19 protein-coding genes are annotated in these 17,367 nt (G+C 48.1%); 12 read left to right on the forward strand and 7 right to left on the reverse strand.

Going from position 1 to position 17,367, the window contains the following annotated elements:
- Positions 1-179: 179 nt before the first annotated feature.
- The 3 genes from cmoB to V7051_RS23085 form a co-directional block, all read right to left on the reverse strand.
- On the reverse strand, positions 180-1,178 hold the full coding sequence (gene cmoB, locus V7051_RS23075) for a tRNA 5-methoxyuridine(34)/uridine 5-oxyacetic acid(34) synthase CmoB (protein ID WP_333879166.1): 999 nt from the start codon (positions 1,176-1,178) through the stop codon (positions 180-182).
- On the reverse strand, positions 1,175-1,906 hold the full coding sequence (gene cmoA / locus V7051_RS23080) for a carboxy-S-adenosyl-L-methionine synthase CmoA (protein ID WP_333879164.1): 732 nt from the start codon (positions 1,904-1,906) through the stop codon (positions 1,175-1,177). The genes cmoB and cmoA overlap by 4 nt, the downstream gene beginning before the upstream one ends.
- Before the next feature lie 117 nt (positions 1,907-2,023).
- Positions 2,024-2,668, reverse strand: a complete 645-nt coding sequence (locus V7051_RS23085) for an MlaC/ttg2D family ABC transporter substrate-binding protein (protein ID WP_333879163.1) — start codon at positions 2,666-2,668, stop codon at positions 2,024-2,026.
- Positions 2,669-2,838: 170 nt separating this feature from the next.
- On the opposite strand from V7051_RS23085, the gene hemB reads away from it, so the two are divergent.
- Genes hemB through aroE form a run of 3 tightly spaced genes read left to right on the forward strand, consistent with a single transcriptional unit; the run spans position 2,839 to position 5,261 of the window.
- A complete protein-coding gene (hemB, locus tag V7051_RS23090; protein WP_333879162.1) occupies positions 2,839-3,843 on the forward strand; it encodes a porphobilinogen synthase in 1,005 nt (334 codons plus the stop codon).
- Between the two features lie 54 nt (positions 3,844-3,897).
- A complete protein-coding gene (locus tag V7051_RS23095) occupies positions 3,898-4,431 on the forward strand; it encodes a hypothetical protein (RefSeq protein WP_333879160.1) in 534 nt (177 codons plus the stop codon).
- Positions 4,428-5,261 carry a shikimate dehydrogenase gene (aroE, locus tag V7051_RS23100; protein WP_333879159.1) on the forward strand — a complete coding sequence of 278 codons (834 nt, stop codon included), beginning with the start codon at positions 4,428-4,430 and terminating at the stop codon, positions 5,259-5,261. The genes V7051_RS23095 and aroE overlap by 4 nt, the downstream gene beginning before the upstream one ends.
- A gap of 44 nt (positions 5,262-5,305) precedes the next feature.
- On the opposite strand, the gene V7051_RS23105 is transcribed toward aroE, so the two are convergent.
- Genes V7051_RS23105 through lptF form a run of 3 tightly spaced genes read right to left on the reverse strand, consistent with a single transcriptional unit; the run spans position 5,306 to position 8,032 of the window.
- The gene (locus V7051_RS23105) at positions 5,306-5,836 is read right to left on the reverse strand and encodes a gamma carbonic anhydrase family protein (RefSeq protein WP_333879156.1); all 531 of its coding nucleotides are present in this window, start codon (positions 5,834-5,836) and stop codon (positions 5,306-5,308) included.
- 55 nt (positions 5,837-5,891) lie between these two features.
- The gene (gene lptG, locus V7051_RS23110) at positions 5,892-6,965 is read right to left on the reverse strand and encodes an LPS export ABC transporter permease LptG (protein WP_333879155.1); all 1,074 of its coding nucleotides are present in this window, start codon (positions 6,963-6,965) and stop codon (positions 5,892-5,894) included.
- On the reverse strand, positions 6,962-8,032 hold the full coding sequence (lptF, locus tag V7051_RS23115) for an LPS export ABC transporter permease LptF (protein WP_333879168.1): 1,071 nt from the start codon (positions 8,030-8,032) through the stop codon (positions 6,962-6,964). The genes lptG and lptF overlap by 4 nt, the downstream gene beginning before the upstream one ends.
- 380 nt (positions 8,033-8,412) lie before the next feature.
- Here lptF and V7051_RS23120 point away from each other — a divergent pair, with 380 nt between their 5' ends.
- The 9 genes from V7051_RS23120 (at position 8,413) to V7051_RS23160 (ending at position 16,982) form a co-directional block, all read left to right on the forward strand.
- Positions 8,413-10,059, forward strand: coding sequence for a glycosyltransferase family 39 protein (locus V7051_RS23120; RefSeq protein WP_333879154.1), 1,647 nt, complete (start codon positions 8,413-8,415; stop codon positions 10,057-10,059).
- Positions 10,056-10,427 carry an SMR family transporter gene (locus tag V7051_RS23125; RefSeq protein ID WP_333879153.1) on the forward strand — a complete coding sequence of 124 codons (372 nt, stop codon included), beginning with the start codon at positions 10,056-10,058 and terminating at the stop codon, positions 10,425-10,427. Before V7051_RS23120 ends, V7051_RS23125 begins: the two co-directional genes overlap by 4 nt.
- Before the next feature lie 2 nt (positions 10,428-10,429).
- Positions 10,430-11,548, forward strand: coding sequence for a DegT/DnrJ/EryC1/StrS family aminotransferase (locus V7051_RS23130; RefSeq protein WP_333879152.1), 1,119 nt, complete (start codon positions 10,430-10,432; stop codon positions 11,546-11,548).
- Between the two features lie 123 nt (positions 11,549-11,671).
- Positions 11,672-12,634 carry a glycosyltransferase gene (locus tag V7051_RS23135; protein ID WP_333879151.1) on the forward strand — a complete coding sequence of 321 codons (963 nt, stop codon included), beginning with the start codon at positions 11,672-11,674 and terminating at the stop codon, positions 12,632-12,634.
- Entirely contained in the window at positions 12,631-13,566 is a 936-nt protein-coding gene (locus V7051_RS23140) for a formyltransferase (RefSeq protein WP_333879147.1), read from the forward strand. Before V7051_RS23135 ends, V7051_RS23140 begins: the two co-directional genes overlap by 4 nt.
- A gap of 29 nt (positions 13,567-13,595) precedes the next feature.
- Positions 13,596-14,651, forward strand: a complete 1,056-nt coding sequence (locus V7051_RS23145) for a bifunctional UDP-4-keto-pentose/UDP-xylose synthase (protein ID WP_333879146.1) — start codon at positions 13,596-13,598, stop codon at positions 14,649-14,651.
- A complete protein-coding gene (locus tag V7051_RS23150; RefSeq protein ID WP_333879145.1) occupies positions 14,648-15,556 on the forward strand; it encodes a polysaccharide deacetylase family protein in 909 nt (302 codons plus the stop codon). Before V7051_RS23145 ends, V7051_RS23150 begins: the two co-directional genes overlap by 4 nt.
- Before the next feature lie 204 nt (positions 15,557-15,760).
- Positions 15,761-16,216, forward strand: a complete 456-nt coding sequence (locus tag V7051_RS23155; protein ID WP_333879143.1) for a hypothetical protein — start codon at positions 15,761-15,763, stop codon at positions 16,214-16,216.
- 295 nt (positions 16,217-16,511) lie between these two features.
- Positions 16,512-16,982 carry a WbuC family cupin fold metalloprotein gene (locus V7051_RS23160; protein ID WP_333879140.1) on the forward strand — a complete coding sequence of 157 codons (471 nt, stop codon included), beginning with the start codon at positions 16,512-16,514 and terminating at the stop codon, positions 16,980-16,982.
- On the opposite strand, the gene V7051_RS23165 is transcribed toward V7051_RS23160, so the two are convergent.
- On the reverse strand, positions 16,964-17,367 hold a 404-nt coding region (locus tag V7051_RS23165; RefSeq protein ID WP_333879139.1), incomplete at its 5' end, for a hypothetical protein. The two genes, V7051_RS23160 and V7051_RS23165, sit on opposite strands and share 19 nt — an antisense overlap.

A 17,367-nucleotide genomic window follows, 5' to 3' on the forward strand; every position in this document is an offset into this window, starting at 1 on the left:
CAATAGCTATATCACAAATTATCGCTTCGCTTCAATATGACTGACTACTAGCAATCTTGGGTACATCAATTTGACAGATAAAGGCCGCGCTTTCTTTAGCTGGTACTTATTGAATCATGAGTAGCTCTGTAGGCTGGAATAAGCTGGTTCGAGCAACAGCAAGAACTGGCGTTTCCGGCCTACATCACATTAGCAATAACAATAGCCCGTTTCGGCGCCGGCAAGCCTTCGCTGGTCAGTTGCGGATTTTCCGCATCCAAAAAATCTTTCAGCGAGTGAAATGTCATCCACTCCGTAGTCCGCTGTTCTTCGATACTGGTTACGGTCACGTCAACCACGCGGATATTTTTAAAGCCGCAGCGCTTTAGCCAACTGACCAAGGTGTCGCAGCTGGGCAGGAACCAGACGTTGCGCATTCTGGCGTAACGGTCTTCCGGCAGTAAGACTTGACCCAAGCCTCCGTCGATAACCAGGGTTTCCAGCACCAGCTCGCCGCTGGGTCGCAGGCAGTCTCTTAATTCCATCAGATGTTCGATAGGCGAACGGCGATGGTACAACACGCCCATCGAAAATACCGTGTCGAATGCCTTGAGGCCATAAGGCATCTCTTCTATGCCCATCGGCAGGACGTAAACCGGCGCTTCGCCGTACAATTTCCTGATCAGCTGAAACTGCATCACATTGAGCATCATCGGGTCAATGCCGACGACTGTTTTTGCTCCGGCACCAAGCATGCGCCAGCAGTGATAGCCATTGCCGCAACCAACATCCAATACCAGCCGGTGTTCCAGCGGCGCGATATGATTTTTTACCCTGTTCCACTTCCAATCCGAGCGCCATTCGGTGTCTATGGGGATGCCGAATAAATTGTAGGGGCCTTTGCGCCAGGGATGCAGAGATTTTAATTGTTCTTCAAGGCGAATGAATTCGCTCCTACAATGCACGTTCTCACTGTCGTTGACCAAGTCATCCGCACTGCCGATTTGCACCGCATCGGCATCCAGCACACGATGTTCGGTGGGCAATTCCGGCACGCTATCGACCAAAGCCTGCCACTGCGCAAGATTACCATGCCTGGACTGATCAAAGCCTCGCTCAAGCTGCTCGGGCAGAATATTTGCCCAAGCTTCGGCCTTGGCGTCGATCAGTGCATTGTATAAGGGTTGATAGTTAATCATTTCAACGCAATGATCGAGGCGAAATTAAAGTATTGAAACCAGACTTCGGCACTGCTGAAACCAACTTGGCGCAAACGGCTCTGGTGCTGGGCGAAAGTTTCAGGAATCAGCACATTTTCCAGCGCGGTGCGTTTCTGGCTGATTTCCAGGTCACTGTAACCTTGCGCTTTTTTAAAGGCGTGATGCATTTCTATTTGCAATTCCTGCTGCCGATCATCATCAAATTTGAGTTTTTCCGACAGGATTAAAATGCCGCCGGGCAAAAGTCCCCAATAGATTTTTTGCAAGAAACCGAGCCGGTCTTCAAGCGGAATAAACTGGAGGGTAAAGTTTAAGACTACGACGGAGGCATTCTCAATCGCAACCTCACGAATGTCGGCACACAGCACATCGACTGTAACTGGTGCCTGATCATTTTTTAATATTTCCTGAAAACCCGTCACCATCGCTTCGGAATTATCAACGGCAATAATGCGACAGTTTCCAGCTTCAATCTGGTGACGCATCGACAAGGTCGCGGCGCCCAGCGAGCAGCCCAGATCGTAACAGACGCTATGCTCACGGGCAAAACGCCCGGCCAAAAGACCTATCGCCGAAATAATTGCGCTATAACCGGGAACTGAGCGTTGAATCATATCAGGAAAGACGCCGGCTACTGTTTCGTCAAATTTAAAAGCGCCGATTTCCCCGATGGGGCTGGCATAAATGGAGTCTTTCGGGGAATTCATGGTTTAAGAAATAAAGTCGTGCGGGGCGGAACGGGCGGCAGCTGTAGGGGTAAGTTCATTCGCTCCGGGCGACTAAAGCCGCCCCTACAGAGTGGTGTAACATGTTTTCGCAATGCGTTAAGAATTCGCTGCCGGTTTTGCCGCCAACGCTTCGGCATTACGTTTAACCAGCCCTTCAATAACCGCGCTCAATGAACCTTTGGTTTGAACTTCATTACTGAACGTACTGCGGTAATTGGTCACTAAACTTACACCTTCAATCATAATATCGTAGGCTTTCCATTCGCCATCACTCAGCAGCATCCTGTAATTAACGCCGATAGGCTGTATGCCGGGTTGTAACACTTCGGTTTTTACAATAACTTTTTTATCATCACTACCCATTTCAAGAGGCAGAAAACGAACTGACCAATCATGAAATTCTACAAAAGCGCGGGAATAGGTTCTTACCAGCAGGGTTTGAAATTCATGCTTAAAACGATCGCGTTCATCATTAGTTGCTGTTTTCCAGATTTTACCCAAAACTAATTCTGAAATTCTGTCGAAATCAGTATGCGGATAAATGACTTCATTAACGAATTGCGTAATTTTGGAAAAATCTTTGGTAAACGACTTATCTTGCAGTTTTTCCTGTAATTTTGCAGAGGCCACTTGTATTGCCTGTTGTGGCGGCAATAAATCAGCTGCGATCACCTTAGTGACAGGTATTAAACTGAGTAATACAGCCAATAAACTGAATATTGTAACTTGCTTAGCTTTCATAAAACCCTCTAAAATCAAACTGACGGATGTATTCACTCTTCAAATATCAGAGTGATATCCCTGATACAATAAATCCTCTGTACTTAAATCTGCACTCAAAATAGAGATGTTTCACTGCAATGTCTCTACAGAGATTTAAGATTTTCCAAACCTTACAGCTTAAGGATAAGATGACATATAATAACATCAATTTTCCTCAAACACGCATGAGAAGAATGCGTTATAACGACTTTTCCCGTCGTTTAATGCGCGAAAACAACTTATCTGTTGATGATTTGATTTATCCGATGTTTGTCGCTGAAGGCTCAAATCAACGGGAATCCATCTCATCCATGCCGGGCGTAGAAAGACTCTCCCTGGATTTATTGCTTGAAGAAGCATATCAGCTTTTTAATCTGGGCATCCCGGCCATCGCGCTGTTCCCGGTAACTTCCGCCGATAAAAAATCGGAATATGCAGCCGAGGCCTATAATCCTGAAGGGTTGGTTCAACGTAGCATAAGAGCTTTAAAAAAAGCCGTTCCGGAATTAGGCATTATTACCGATGTCGCACTGGACCCCTTTACTACTCACGGGCAGGATGGCTTGGTCAACTCGGATGGCTACGTGATGAATGACGAAACCGTCGACGTGTTGACCCGGCAGGCGCTGTCCCATGCCGAAGCCGGAGCCGATATTGTGGCGCCGTCGGACATGATGGACGGCCGTATCGGCGCGATAAGACAGGCGCTGGAAGCCCAAAACCATATCAATACACTAATATTGGCTTATTCCGCCAAATACGCCTCCAGCTTTTACGGCCCGTTCAGGGATGCGGTGGGTTCCGCCGGAATGCTGGGCAAAGGCAACAAATACAGCTATCAAATGGACCCGGCCAATTCCGATGAAGCCATGCGTGAAATACAGCTGGATTTGCAAGAAGGTGCGGACATGGTCATGATCAAGCCCGGCTTGCCCTATCTGGATATTATCCGCCGGGTAAAAGACCGATACGGCGTGCCGACGTTCGCTTATCAGGTCAGCGGCGAATACGCGATGCTCAAAGCCGCTTCGATGAACGGCTGGCTGGATGAGAAACAAGTCGTCATGGAATCCCTGCTGGCTTTTAAACGTGCCGGTAGCGATGCCATCCTGACCTATTACGCCAAATCTGTAGCCCAGTGGTTACAGGATTAATCCGGACACTTTAAATAATTATTATTCTAACAAACTGAAGTGGAGGCCTGCCTTATGTCAGAAGATATTTTAATCGCCGAAAAAAAGAGATTTCATATTGAAGAAGCCATTTTGATTTTACTGCTGATCCTGTCTCTGGTCGGTATCGGGATCATGGATTTTTCTCCTGCCGACGGTTATGGCTACTGGCTTATTATGATGTTCCTGTTCGGCCTGTTTGCAATGATTATCGGCTGGATACAGTCCAAGCACAGGGCCGATGATTTCAAAATAATACTCCGCGAGCAATCGATGCACTGGGCCACATCATTATTGGTAGTCGGCGGGGCGTTCTTAATACGTCAGTCCGGACGGATAGCCGAAGAGGATGCCGGGCTGATTATCCTGCTGATTTTATCGCTCTCAACCATCCTAGACGGCATACGCGTAGGCTGGCGCTTTAGCTTGGTCGGCCTGTTCCTGGGTGTTGCCGCCGTTGTCTCCGTTTATACACCGCATTTTCTCTGGATAGAGTTGGGTATTGCGATTTTGATTGTTGCGGTGACTATTGCATGGGAATTATGGACTGAGAGAAAAGCACAATTATGACTTTAATCGACCGCTATGCGGTGTTTGGCCACCCTATCAAACACAGTAAATCGCCGCGCATTCACCACCTTTTTGCCGAACAAACCGGACAAACGCTTGAATATACTGCTATAGAAGTTCCCGCCGAGCAATTCCAGACAACCGTTGCGACGTTTTTCGCCGAAGGCGGCAAAGGCTTGAATTGCACCGTACCGCTAAAAGAACTCGCTTGGCGCTATGCCGGCCATAAAACCGAACGCGCTGAATTGAGCAAGGCAGTCAATACGCTCGCACTTCAGGCGGACGGTTCTATATTAGGCGATAACACCGACGGCATAGGCTTGGTAACGGATTTGACGACCAATCATGCCATCACCTTATCGGACATTCGGATTCTGATTTTGGGTGCCGGCGGTGCCAGCCGGGGCATCATAGGGCCTATTCTTGAGCAATCCCCGCAAACCCTTGTTATCGCGAACCGTACCGTTGATAAGGCAACTAAGCTGGCGGCTGAATTTCACGACAAGGGACCCGTTACCGGCTGCGGCTTTGATGAACTGGCAAATCGGCAATTCGATTTGATTTTAAATGCGACATCCGCCAGTTTAAGCGGTCAATTACCGCCGCTACCGGCTGGTTTACTGGCGGCGGCAGGCAACTGTTACGACCTCGCCTACGGCAACGAACCGACGGCTTTTGTGCGCTGGGGCCTGGAAAATCATGCGGCAAAGAGTCTGGATGGACTGGGCATGCTGGTTGAGCAGGCGGCGGAAGCTTTTTTTATCTGGCGTGGCGTTCGACCCCAGACACGGCCGGTGATTGAGCTGTTGAATTCAGAACGACAACCATGATCTGAACAGGCGACCGATCGGCCGCCTGTTATGCCCTGCGAGTACTACGCCTTTAAGTATTCATTTTTCAAATGAATATACTGTTGGGAAGAATATTCCAGGAACTCTTTTTCGGACTCATTTAAAGGCCTGGCCTGTCTCGCAGGAACACCGACATAAAGATGGCCGCTTTCCAGCTTTTTCCCTGGCGGAACCAGCGCCCCGGCGCCCAGCATCACATAATCTTCAAGAACGGCACCGTCCATAATAATCGCGCCTATTCCTATCAGGCAATAATTGCCCACGGTGCAGGCGTGAACCACCGCCCTATGTCCGATAGTAACGCCCTTGCCTATGGTTAAAGGATAACCTTGACCCGTATATTTTCCGGCGTGCGTGACATGCAACACGGAACCGTCCTGAACATTAGTTCCCTCGCCGATCATAATGCTTTCGACATCGCCCCTGAGCACAGTCATGGGCCATATAGAAACATTATCGCCCAAAGAAACGTCGCCAATGACCACAGCGCTGTCATCTATAAAAACCGACTTGCCGATTTTTGGTTGCTTATCCTTAAAACGTCTAATTGCCACTTTAACTCCCGCTTGTAAGCTTACTTTATCGATTTGGGCAGCCCTTTGCGTAGGGTTACGCTTGCACCCGGCTCAACGCAAATAGCGCCAAGGCTAACACAGTCAAACTGGGCATAACTGCCATTAGCGGAGGATTAAGATCATATATCAGCCCGATATGTCCGACAATTTTATCTATAATATTAAATCCCATGCCGATGACGACGCCTATCATCATCCTTCCGCCAACGTTAATGCCGCGTTTAACACCAATAACAAAGGGTGCGGACACCAGCAGCATAACCAAAACAACCAAGGGATTCACCACGCGCCCCCAGAAAGCCAGTTCAAATTCATGCGACTTTTGATGATTATCCTTTAAAAAACCGATATACATAGCCAAATCGTACATGGACAGATCATGCGAGTTGACCACAACAATCTCTAATAAATCGGGGGCAACGTTTGATAGCCATACTTGCTCATTTTGCTGACTGGCTGTCATCTGCTGTATGGAAATGTCTGATTGCTTGACACCCTCTAATTTCCATTGCTGATTACCCTGAAAAACCGCTTTTTCTGCATGCGTTGAATAACGCAGATGGCGCTGTTCATCCAGTTCATAAATACTGATATCAGCCAGGTTTCCGTCATCCTGTATTTTTCGTACATTAATGAATTTTTTACCTTCACGCAGCCAGAGCCCATATTTGACATTCATAACAACACGGCCTTCATCCACCGCGTTGACTTTAATCATCTGCGCCGAGCGCTCGGTTACCGGCGCGACAAATTCACCGACCAATATAGAAATGACGACTAAAATCATACCGGCGACCATAACCGCCTTAATAATCCCCAAAACAGATAAGCCCGCGGCGCGCATCGCGATCAGTTCGCGGTTATTACCCATCGCACCCAATATAAACAGGCTGCCTAATAATGCAGATGCGGGCATCAATTCATAAAAAACGGTAGGTGAAGTCAGCGCAAGATAATAAAAAATCTCTGTTAAGCCGTAATGCCCTTTGCCCAAGTCTTTTAGCTGATCACTGAAAGTAAACAAATTGAATAAGGTCAATAATAATAGAATGGATACTAAAGACCCTTTTAATATTTCCCTGACTATATAGCCTGTTAATACATTCACTTAGTTACCTTTTCCCTGACTTTTATAACCAGCCATTGCCATCCGTATAATCTTGCCAACAAAATTCCGCCTATCAACAGCAAAAGTGTATTGACGCCGACAATGCCCAGCCATGCCGGAATGGTTTGGTTCATTACCCAACTCTGGCTGACACGAATAAGATTCCCGTAGCTGAAATAGATTAAAAAGCCAACCAGCATATTCCCGTACACACCACCGCGAGGCGACATTTGCGCCAGAGGAACAGCAATAAAGCTAAGCAACATGATTCCCATCGGTACAGAAAATCGCCGCTGCAATTCGGCAATATCGGTTATTTGACCGGAAGTCGCCAAGGTATCGCTGGCAACCGACTCTTTACCAAAATTAGTGGCTGATTCTTTGGTATCCATCCGTACTGCGTATTCGGAGAATTGCTCAATCACATAATTGACCGTTCCCGGCTGTCCCTGTATACGCTCACCCTTTTCCAAAACGATATAACGCCCGTCAGGTAAATCTTTCAATCTGCCTACTTCGGCATTAATTATCGCCAAGCGGTTTCCCTGCCTATGTTGTACAAAAACCTGATGCATCGATTTATCGTCATCAATCTTTTCTACATAAAAAACCAGATCTCCTTGGCTATATTCACTAAACTTCCCGGCGGCAACGCCTCTGAGGTCAGCCGATTCCTTATCCTGATGCATAAGCTCCTCCATCATAGCTTCGGCCCAAGGCGAAACATAAAATGACAAACCTGCCGACAGCACACTTAAAGGAAAAACCAGAAGGAATATAGCTCGATAGATTGTCCCTGCGCCGCCGCCTGCTGAAGCCACGGCCGACATTTCCTGATCCCGGTACATCCTGCCTAAGATCATCAACACCGCCATAAATAAAGCAGCCGGCAAAAAAGCGGCGCTGGCAATAATTGTTTTCAAACCTAGAACGGTCATCAAGGTTTGATTGGATACCTGTCCTTCAATAGCCTTGTCAAGAATCCTGATAAACTGCCGACTGACGATAATAACGACTATCACCGACCAAACCGCCAACAACGTCTTTAGCAAATCCAAAGCAACCATTTTGTCCAGGACGGTGATTAACTTACGCCTTCCTATTTTATAGCCTTTAGCCCAATTCGCTTCCAAGCGTATCTCCCCAATTAAAAACGAGTATGTTGTTATTCAATGAAATTAAAAGGCACAAAGTCAAATAAGCATCGACCTCTACCTTTAGCCGGTAAATTATGAACTATTTTTATAGAAACCGTGCTATCGGGAGTGGCTCATTATCATTACACAGGTATTTTGAAATGACAGCATCACAGAGACTGCACATTAACCAATTGATTTTGTTTATCATTCTCAATCACTCATTTTGATAAAAGCTGTGCCAAATATCAAATTGTATTATCATTGTCAGCCTTTTACTCACGCCCGCAATTCTGAAGGATCACCAAAACATGACACCAGCGTCTTTGCGTCAATGCCGGATAAATGGAATAGTAGTCGTTGTCGCCGGACTTATCTGGTTTCTGTTGCTGGGTTACCGCGATCTGATAGAACCGGATGAAGGCCGATACGCCGAAATTGCCAGGGAAATGCTGAATTCCGGCGACTGGATTACACCCCGCCTCAATGGATTCAAATACTTTGAAAAACCGCCTTTGCAGTATTGGGGCTCGGCCATCAGCATGGCCTTATTGGGTGAAACCAATGCCGCAGCCAGAGTGTGGTGCGCGGGACTCGGATTTATCGGCGCATTATGGGTTGGTTTTGTAGGCGGCCGACTTTATAGCCGCAGTGCCGGTTATTTCGCATTCCTGTTTTCAATCAGCACCGTGCTTTATGTTGGGATGGGACACGCCAACAGCCTGGATATGGGGGTTAGCTCACTGTTAATCATCGCTGTCGGCGCTTTGGTATTGGCCCAGTCGGAACGGGACCAGCCCATCTACGAACGCAACTGGATGCTGCTGGCTTGGGCTGCGCTTGCCGGAGCTACACTGAGCAAAGGCCTGATCGGGCTGGTGCTGCCCGGCGGAGCGATCGTTCTATACAGCCTCTGGCAGCGCGACTGGGCGCTATGGCGTCATTTGCACCTAGGCAAAGGCTTGCTGGTCTATTTATTGATAGCCGCACCGTGGTTCGTTGCTGTCAGTTATGCAAATCCTGAATTCCCACATTTCTTTTTCATTCATGAACATTTCGAGCGTTTTACCAGCGATGTTCACGGACGCACTAAGTCTAACTGGTATTTCTTTGCGGTCTTTGCAATAGGCTCTATGCCCTGGCTATTCTCGTCAATAAACGGCTTGATTAAACCGCCTTTTTCCTGGCGGGCTGAACCCGGAAAATTCGAAGCCTCACGCTTGCTTTGGGTTTATACGATTTTTGTGTTCTTCTTTTTTTCGATTTCCCATTCCAAGCTACCGGGCTATATTTTGCCGATGTTTCCGGCGCTTGCGTTATTGGTCGGCGAGAATATGTCGAAACACAAACATATTATTGCAGACGGCATTGTGGCTTTAGTGCTTGCCGGCGTTATATTCATTTTCTTTATCTGGCAAGCTGACAATACCGCCAAAATTGGAAGATTAGCGTCACACCTGACGCTTTTCCGTCCCTGGATTATCGCAACGGCATTTTTAGCAGCCGCAGCCGGCATTTCGACATTGCTGCTAAAGGATAAAAAAAACCTGGCTATCTCCAGCTATGCCCTTTGCGCCTTGCTTGGCATACAAATGCTTTCATGGGGCTATCAAAGTATCAGCGAATTGCGTTCCAGCAAACAGATGGCGGAAGCTATCCAGGCTTATATTGGCAAGAACACTGTCGAGATTTATGATGTTAGCCGCTACGACCAATCCCTGCCTTATTATTTGGGCAGAACCATTAAACTGGTTGGCTTTACCGGCGAACTGGAATTCGGCATTAACCAGGAACCGCAAAAATGGATCAATAATGCGGACTTCCTGCCTGTATGGCTAAATTCGGAGCAGGCGATAAGCTTGCTTAACCAGACAACTTATGACGAATGGAAACAACAGCAAATTCCTATGCACACGATTTATGAAAACGCTCGTTATATCGCGGTGGCCCGTCGATGAATATAGTCAGTTTCTGTATCATCCTGACCGGCGTCATGCTGAATGCCGTCGCACAATTGGCGCTCAAAGCCAGCGTCAAGGAAATGGGCATCATCGGCCTGAATTTTTCCTCATCCTCTACGGCATTTTTGAGGCTGGCCTTCGAGCCTTTTCTCTGGATCGGATTGATTTGTTACGGCATTAGCGTCATCGTCTGGATATTGGCATTGTCCAGAGTCGATGTCAGCATCGCCTATCCGATGCTGTCCATGGGCTATGTGCTTAATGCATTTGCCGCGTGGCAATTGTTCGGCGAAGCGATGAATCCGACCCGCTTGATCGGGATAGGCATCGTTCTTCTCGGCGTTTACGTTTTAGCAAGGAGTTAAGAATGCTTCCATTTACTCGCCCCACCCTTGATAAAGAAGAGTTTGAAGCAATCAAAGAAGTGCTCGAATCAGGATGGCTGGCAACCGGCCCGAAAGTTGCCGCGTTTGAATCCGCGCTGGCCGATTATATCGGCGGCGATGTACAGCTTCGGGTATTCAACTCAGGCACCAGCGCATTGGAAGCCGTTCTGCTCGCCTACGGAATCGGACCGGGCGACGAAGTGATCGTTCCTGCGATGAGTTTTGTCGCCAGCGCCAATGTCATCGTTCGTTGCGGAGCAACGCCCAAGTTCGTCGATGTTGATCTGGTCTCAAGAAATATCGATGCGGCTGCAGTTGCTGCGGCAATCACTCCGAACACCAGAGCCGTTATTCCGGTGCATTTTGCCGGCTGCGCTGTCGATATGGATGCTATCTATCAGCTGGCCGAACAGCATGATCTGCTGGTGCTTGAGGATGCCGCTCAGGCTATCGGCACCGAATATAAGGGCCGCCAAATCGGCAGCTCGGGAAACCCGGTCTGTTTCAGTTTTCATCCTAATAAGAACATGACCACGATTGAAGGCGGCGCGCTTGCGATTAATGACCCTGTGCTGCTCAAAAAAATTGAAGGTATTCGCTTTCACGGCATCGAGAGAGATCAGCAAGGTGCCATGGACGTATCCGCATGGGGCGGCAAAATGAATATGCCGGATGTAGGCGCAGCGCTGGGCTTAGTACAATTAAAGAAACTGGACGGTTTTAACCGAAAACGCCGGACGCTGGTTGAGCGCTATTTACAGCAGCTTCCGAAACATGATGCGCTGGTGTTGCCTGCCGATGTCGAAGGCCACAGTTGGCATATGTTCTGTGTCCTGCTGGACTGGGCCAAGATCGGCCTGGACCGTAACCAGACGCTCGAAGTGTTCAAGCAACAATCCATCACTGTGGGTATTCATTATCCGGCTATGCATCTGTTCTCATTTTATCGTCAATATGGCTACAAGCCCGGCGATTTCCCTAATGCTGAAAGAATCGGCGAGCAGACATTGACGCTCCCGCTGTTTCCCGGCATGGAAGAGAAAGATGTTGACCATGTCTGTTCGGTGATTCTTTCATTGCTCAAGGGTTCTTATAAATAAAGCACTTAAGCCGTGTAGGTCATGCTGGCATACCATTGAATGACGGAAGGTATGCACAAGTGCACCCTACATAGTAATAATTTATGATTCACTTACTACACTATTACTCTTTAAAATATATTAATGACGAACAATTTTGAAACTCCGGAAGTCTCCATCGTTATTCCTGTTTATAACGAAGAAGCTGTTTTATCGTTATTATTTGAACGGCTTTATCCCGTTCTGGAAAATCTTAAGCACAGCTACGAAGTCATTTTTGTTGATGACGGTAGCCGCGACCAATCGGCCGCATTGCTCCGCAAGCAGTTTCAACTGTTCCCCGATACCACTCGCGTCGTATTTTTACGCGCCAATGCCGGACAGCATGCAGCACTGATCGCGGGTTTTGAACGCGCCCAAGGGAACTATATCCTTACTCTCGATGCAGACCTGCAAAATCCGCCGGAAGAAATCCCCAACCTGCTGCTGCAAATGGATGCCGGTTACGATTATGTCGGCACAATCCGGCGGGAACGCAGGGATAGCCGCTGGCGGCATTGGGCTTCGTTAGCGATGAATCGCTTACGCGAAAAAATTACCCGCATCCGCATTACCGATCAGGGCTGCATGATGCGAGCTTATCACCGTGACATCGTCAATGCCGTTTTAGCCACCACTGAAACCAATACTTTTATACCGGCGCTGGCTTACCTTTATGCCGGAAATCCGACGGAAATCGTTATCGACCATGAAGAACGCGCGGCCGGGGAATCGAAATACTCGCTGCTCAAGTTGATCCATCTTAACTTCGACTTGATGACAGGATTCTCCATTGCTCCTTTGCAGGCATTTTCGTTGATCGGTATCGGAGTCTCCATACTGTCGTTATTCTTTGTGGGCTATCTGGGTTGGCGCAGACTGACCGTCGGACCGGAAGCGGACGGCGTTTTTACGCTGTTTGCGATTATGTTTTTCTTGATCGGCATCCTGTTGTTCGGTATCGGCCTGCTGGGCGAGTACATCGGACGGATTTATTCCCAAACCCGTTCGCGCCCCCGCTATCTGGTTAAAGCCGTGTTGGATAATTCCAAAGGCGATAAAGCTTGAAGCCGTCAGCCGTTGTTTTTGCCTACCATAATATCGGCGTTACCGGCATAGAATGCCTGCTGCAAGCCGGAGTCGAGATTAAACTGGTGGTTACCCATCAGGATGACCCCGCGGAAAATATCTGGTTCGGCAGCGTTGCCGAACTGGCAAACAGGCACCACATTCCGGTGATAACGCCGGAGAATCCGAATCAAGCGGACGTGATCGAACACATTGCCGGACTCAAGCCGCAATGGTTTTTTTCTTTTTATTACCGGCACATGCTGAGCCCCGGCCTGTTGACTATCCCGCCCCGGGGCGCTTATAACCTGCACGGTTCGTTGCTGCCGAAATACCGGGGCCGCGCGCCGGTCAATTGGGCGGTTTTACATGGCGAATCGACAACCGGCGTCAGTCTCCATCAAATGGTGGAAAAGCCCGATGCCGGTTCGTTGATCGATCAGGAAGCGGTCGCCATTTTACCCAACGATAGCGCGCACGATGTTTTTTTGAAACTGACGCCAGCCGCCAAAACCTTATTGGATCGCTGTTTGCCTTTGTTGCTTGATGGCAAGATAGAAGCCAAACCGTTGGATCTTGCCCAAGGCAGTTATTTCGGTGGACGCAAGCCCGAACACGGCCGTATCGACTGGCAGCAATCGGCCTGGACTATTCATAACCTGGTCAGGGCTGTAGCGCCGCCTTATCCGGGCGCATTTTTCGACAGCAACGGCAAACGTATTTTTCTGCTCGGCAGTCATTACACCGGCGAAGCCGCTATGAATCAGGGCAAAGTGTGTATCTATTGGGCGGACGGCCATTTTTATGCCGACTGCATGGATAACAAACGCTTTCGTATTGAACAACTAACTTGTGACGGAATATCGCTGGATCAGGCTGCGTTTAAATCCCTGTCCAATGATGACCGGTTATTTCCAATCGTAAACAACTAACAACTTTTACTATAATCAATCAGGAACTTATGAACGTACTCATACTGGGTGTCAATGGTTTTATCGGTCATCATCTTTCAAAGCGCATACTCGAAACTACCGATTGGCATGTCTATGGCATGGACATGCAATCCAATCGCGTTGAATCATTTCGCGAGAATGAACGCTTCCATTTTTTTGAAGGCGACATCACCATTAACCACGAGTGGATGGAATATCACATTAGAAAATGCGACGTGATTCTGCCGCTGGTTGCAATCGCCACGCCTGCGACTTATGTAATGCACCCGCTGGCGGTATTCGAACTGGATTTCGAGGCGAACCTGCCGATTATCCGCGCTTGTGTGAAATACAAAAAACGCGTGCTGTTCCCTTCAACCTCGGAAGTTTACGGCATGTGCACGGACGATGAATTCCATCCCTATGAATCCGATCTGGTATTAGGGCCATTGAATAAACCGCGCTGGATTTATTCCTGCTCCAAGCAATTGCTGGACCGGGTGATCTGCGCTTACGGACAGGAACAAGGTTTCGATTACACGCTGTTCCGGCCTTTTAACTGGATAGGTCCCGGCCTCGACAGCATTCATACGCCAAAAGAAGGCAGCTCACGGGTAGTGACCCAGTTTCTGGGCCATATCGCCAGAGGCGAATCCATTAAACTGGTCGATGGCGGCCAGCAGCGCCGCAGTTTCACCTTCGTTAGCGACGGTATCGACGCGTTGGTGCGCATCATCAAGAACGAAAACGGTAAAGCCACCGGCAATATTTACAATATCGGCAATCCGACCAACGACTTGTCGATCAGAGAACTTGCCGAGCTGATGCTGAAAATCGCCAAAGAACATCCTGCATACCAAGAACTGGCGGCTAAAGTCGAATTAATCGATACCAGCGCCAATGATTACTATGGAGCCGGCTACCAAGACGTTAAAACCCGCGTGCCCTGGATTGGCAATACCATGGACGATCTGGGCTGGAAGCCTGAAATCGGCGTGGAAGACGCCTTGCGCAAAATTTTCGACGCCTACAGTCACGAAGTTGCCGCCGCAAGAGAACTGATCGATCAAGACCTGACTTTATGAAAATCGCCCTGAAAGTCGATGTGGATACACTGCGCGGTACGCTGGAAGGCGTACCGGCATTGCTGGACTTGTATCAACGCTACGGCGTGAAAGCCACATTTCTGTTCAGCCTCGGCCCCGACCATACCGGTCGGGCGCTGCGCCGGATATTCAGGCCGGGTTTTTTCAGCAAGGTGCAGCGTACCTCGGTGCTCAGCCATTACGGGCTGAAAACCTTGCTCTACGGCACCTTGCTTCCGGGTCCGCATATCGGCCGCCGGGGTCGCGACATCATGCGGCAAACCGAGAAGGCAGGGCATGAGGTGGGCGTACATTGCTACGACCACATCTGCTGGCAGGATAAGGTCGCCAACCGCGATGCGGCATGGACGCAAAAAGAAATACAGGCCGCCATCGATTCATTTCAGGACATTTTCGGCCATCCGCCTTCAGTACACGGTGCGGCCGGCTGGCAGTTAAATAAACACACGCTGCAACTGGAACAACAACTGGGTTTTCGTTACGCCAGCGACTGCCGCGGCCAGTCTCCTTTTATTCCCCAAATGGAAGGCGAGACCTTTCAATGCCCGCAAATTCCCACCACCCTGCCGACGCTCGACGAACTGCTCGGCTGTAACGGCATCACCGAAGCCAACGTGCATGAAGCGGTATTCGCCGCCAGCCGCAAGCCCGCGCCGGAAGGCCATGTGTATACTTTGCATGCGGAGCTTGAAGGCATGAAGTTGCTGCCGGTCATGGAAAAACTGCTGCGACTGTGGCAAAAAGCCGAAGATGACATCGGTACGCTGTCAGAATATGTCGCCGAGCTTGATATCGCCGCATTACCTTGTCATGAATTGGTTATGTCAACAATTGAGGGTCGTTCCGGTGTATTGGCTGTGCAAGGATCGAAGATCGTACTGTAGGCTGGGCCGGGATAAGCCGGTTCTAGCAATAGAATCTGCCAGGATGAGTAGAGCGTAAGCGAAACCCATCAAAAGTTATCATGCGGGTTAGCCATTGGAAAATCTAAAGATTCTTTTGTTGTAAAATGGGCCAAATTTTGATCTATTCAACCGCCGGCTTGGACGTTAAATAATGACAAATAAAGCCATGGAACCTCAATAAAAATGAATATGAAAGTTCGCGCTATCATAAAAAAACTATCAAACCCTCGCATTAGAAGGCGATTAAAAATCGGCCTCTCTGTTTATGGTGCCGTGCTTATGGTTGGCCTGATGTTTAAGCTTGTCTATGATATTGGTTATTTTAACGCGCAATCACTTAAAAATGATCAAAATGCTGAGCTATCTACTACGTATCCAGTGCTGACAATGGAATCTGCTCAACGTATTGTGTCTGGTGCGCTGAAAGAAGACCCGACTAACCCCAAAACAATTGTGGATCAGGTTATTGATAACGATCATAAACTTTCAACTATTATCATAGAAAACAATAAGCTGAAAAAAGTTGCTTGGATTATAGATCTGCGTTTGTTTTTTACCGGCGATCTATTCAATAACGAAGGTTACAATTTAACCGAAGGTATTGAGCATCAACACAATATCACTCGCGATGATCATTAATTACTCGTAACAAGGACTAGCGGGGGCATTTGAACAGCAACTTAGCTGTCCATGCTAACTCAGAGAATCGTTCTGTGGAATTGGCAGAGCTGATCTTAGCCAAGCAGCACACAATACCAATGACAGCCAGCCGAAGTGGTGGATTGCCTAACCGCGAAGCCGCCTTATCTTGTCAATACGCCTTACAGCGTTGTTTCCGGCTTGTCGATGTGTGCAACAGCAAACAGGACATGTTACCCGTCCCGCTTTTGGAGCGGCTTAATTAATCCACAGGGAAAAATAGGATCAAAAACGTATGATTACTCCCATCAATCAGCAACTGCTCAAAAATCTTAGCGTGGAAGCCATAGCATCGCCTCGCCGACGTAAGAATCACAATTTTCATGAAAGTAGTGAAGCTCAAGCGCACCGATTATTAAATGCTATAGAGCCAAACTCATATGTTATGCCGCACAAACATAACGACCCAAACAAAGGGGAAACTATGATTTGCCTTTCCGGCAAGCTGGGCTTAATAGTTTTCGACTCAGCCGGTAACGTTCAGCAAACGCTGAAATTGGAAGCAAACAGTGAGACTGTTGGCGTTGACATTCCTTACGGCACTTTTCACACGGTACTCGCACTGAAAAGTGGAACCGTGTTCTTTGAAGCCAAAGCAGGGCCATTTGTTCCGATTACAGCAGAAGAGAAAGCACCCTGGGCTCCAGCCGAAGGTGATGATTTAGTTACAAATTATCTCGCAACGCTTTATGCTCTGTTTAATTGATTTGAAAATCCAAGGCTTAAAATCCATATCTTTATTGAACCTAAGCCTTGTTGATATGGCTCACCAACTACGACAAACCAAGTATTTCTTGATTTGCTCGAAAAGACTAGAGGAGGTCGCCATGTGTCTTGAATCTGAGCAGAATATCTCGATTTTCCATAGCCCTCCTGAGCATCCTTTAGGAAATCTTTTTGCTCGACATTAGCTTCAAGCAGATAGAGTGAGTACATATCTCCCCTCCATCCAAATGGTGTTTCTTTAACGGCAATTCGCACGCCATTTTCTGCATGTTTTTCCCAGTAAATACTTCTAATAGAAGAATTCCCAAGCTTAAGCGCGCCAGGATTTTTCGCGAAAGCTAAAATGGATCCATCCGATTTTAGCA

Source organism: Methylobacter sp. (assembly GCF_036845245.1).
Lineage (GTDB): Bacteria > Pseudomonadota > Gammaproteobacteria > Methylococcales > Methylomonadaceae > Methylobacter_A.

What these genes read in the sequence shown, in the direction of transcription:
- cmoB (WP_333879166.1), bottom strand. Translation starts at nt 1,178, where the DNA reads ATGATTAACTATCAACCCTTATACAATGCACTGATCGACGCCAAGGCC.
- cmoA (WP_333879164.1), bottom strand. Translation starts at nt 1,906, where the DNA reads ATGAATTCCCCGAAAGACTCCATTTATGCCAGCCCCATCGGGGAAATC.
- V7051_RS23085 (WP_333879163.1), bottom strand. Translation starts at nt 2,668, where the DNA reads ATGAAAGCTAAGCAAGTTACAATATTCAGTTTATTGGCTGTATTACTC.
- hemB (WP_333879162.1), top strand. Translation starts at nt 2,839, where the DNA reads ATGACATATAATAACATCAATTTTCCTCAAACACGCATGAGAAGAATG.
- V7051_RS23095 (WP_333879160.1), top strand. Translation starts at nt 3,898, where the DNA reads ATGTCAGAAGATATTTTAATCGCCGAAAAAAAGAGATTTCATATTGAA.
- aroE (WP_333879159.1), top strand. Translation starts at nt 4,428, where the DNA reads ATGACTTTAATCGACCGCTATGCGGTGTTTGGCCACCCTATCAAACAC.
- lptF (WP_333879168.1), bottom strand. Translation starts at nt 8,032, where the DNA reads ATGGTTGCTTTGGATTTGCTAAAGACGTTGTTGGCGGTTTGGTCGGTG.
- V7051_RS23120 (WP_333879154.1), top strand. Translation starts at nt 8,413, where the DNA reads ATGACACCAGCGTCTTTGCGTCAATGCCGGATAAATGGAATAGTAGTC.
- V7051_RS23125 (WP_333879153.1), top strand. Translation starts at nt 10,056, where the DNA reads ATGAATATAGTCAGTTTCTGTATCATCCTGACCGGCGTCATGCTGAAT.
- V7051_RS23130 (WP_333879152.1), top strand. Translation starts at nt 10,430, where the DNA reads ATGCTTCCATTTACTCGCCCCACCCTTGATAAAGAAGAGTTTGAAGCA.
- V7051_RS23135 (WP_333879151.1), top strand. Translation starts at nt 11,672, where the DNA reads ATGACGAACAATTTTGAAACTCCGGAAGTCTCCATCGTTATTCCTGTT.
- V7051_RS23145 (WP_333879146.1), top strand. Translation starts at nt 13,596, where the DNA reads ATGAACGTACTCATACTGGGTGTCAATGGTTTTATCGGTCATCATCTT.
- V7051_RS23150 (WP_333879145.1), top strand. Translation starts at nt 14,648, where the DNA reads ATGAAAATCGCCCTGAAAGTCGATGTGGATACACTGCGCGGTACGCTG.
- V7051_RS23155 (WP_333879143.1), top strand. Translation starts at nt 15,761, where the DNA reads ATGAATATGAAAGTTCGCGCTATCATAAAAAAACTATCAAACCCTCGC.
- V7051_RS23160 (WP_333879140.1), top strand. Translation starts at nt 16,512, where the DNA reads ATGATTACTCCCATCAATCAGCAACTGCTCAAAAATCTTAGCGTGGAA.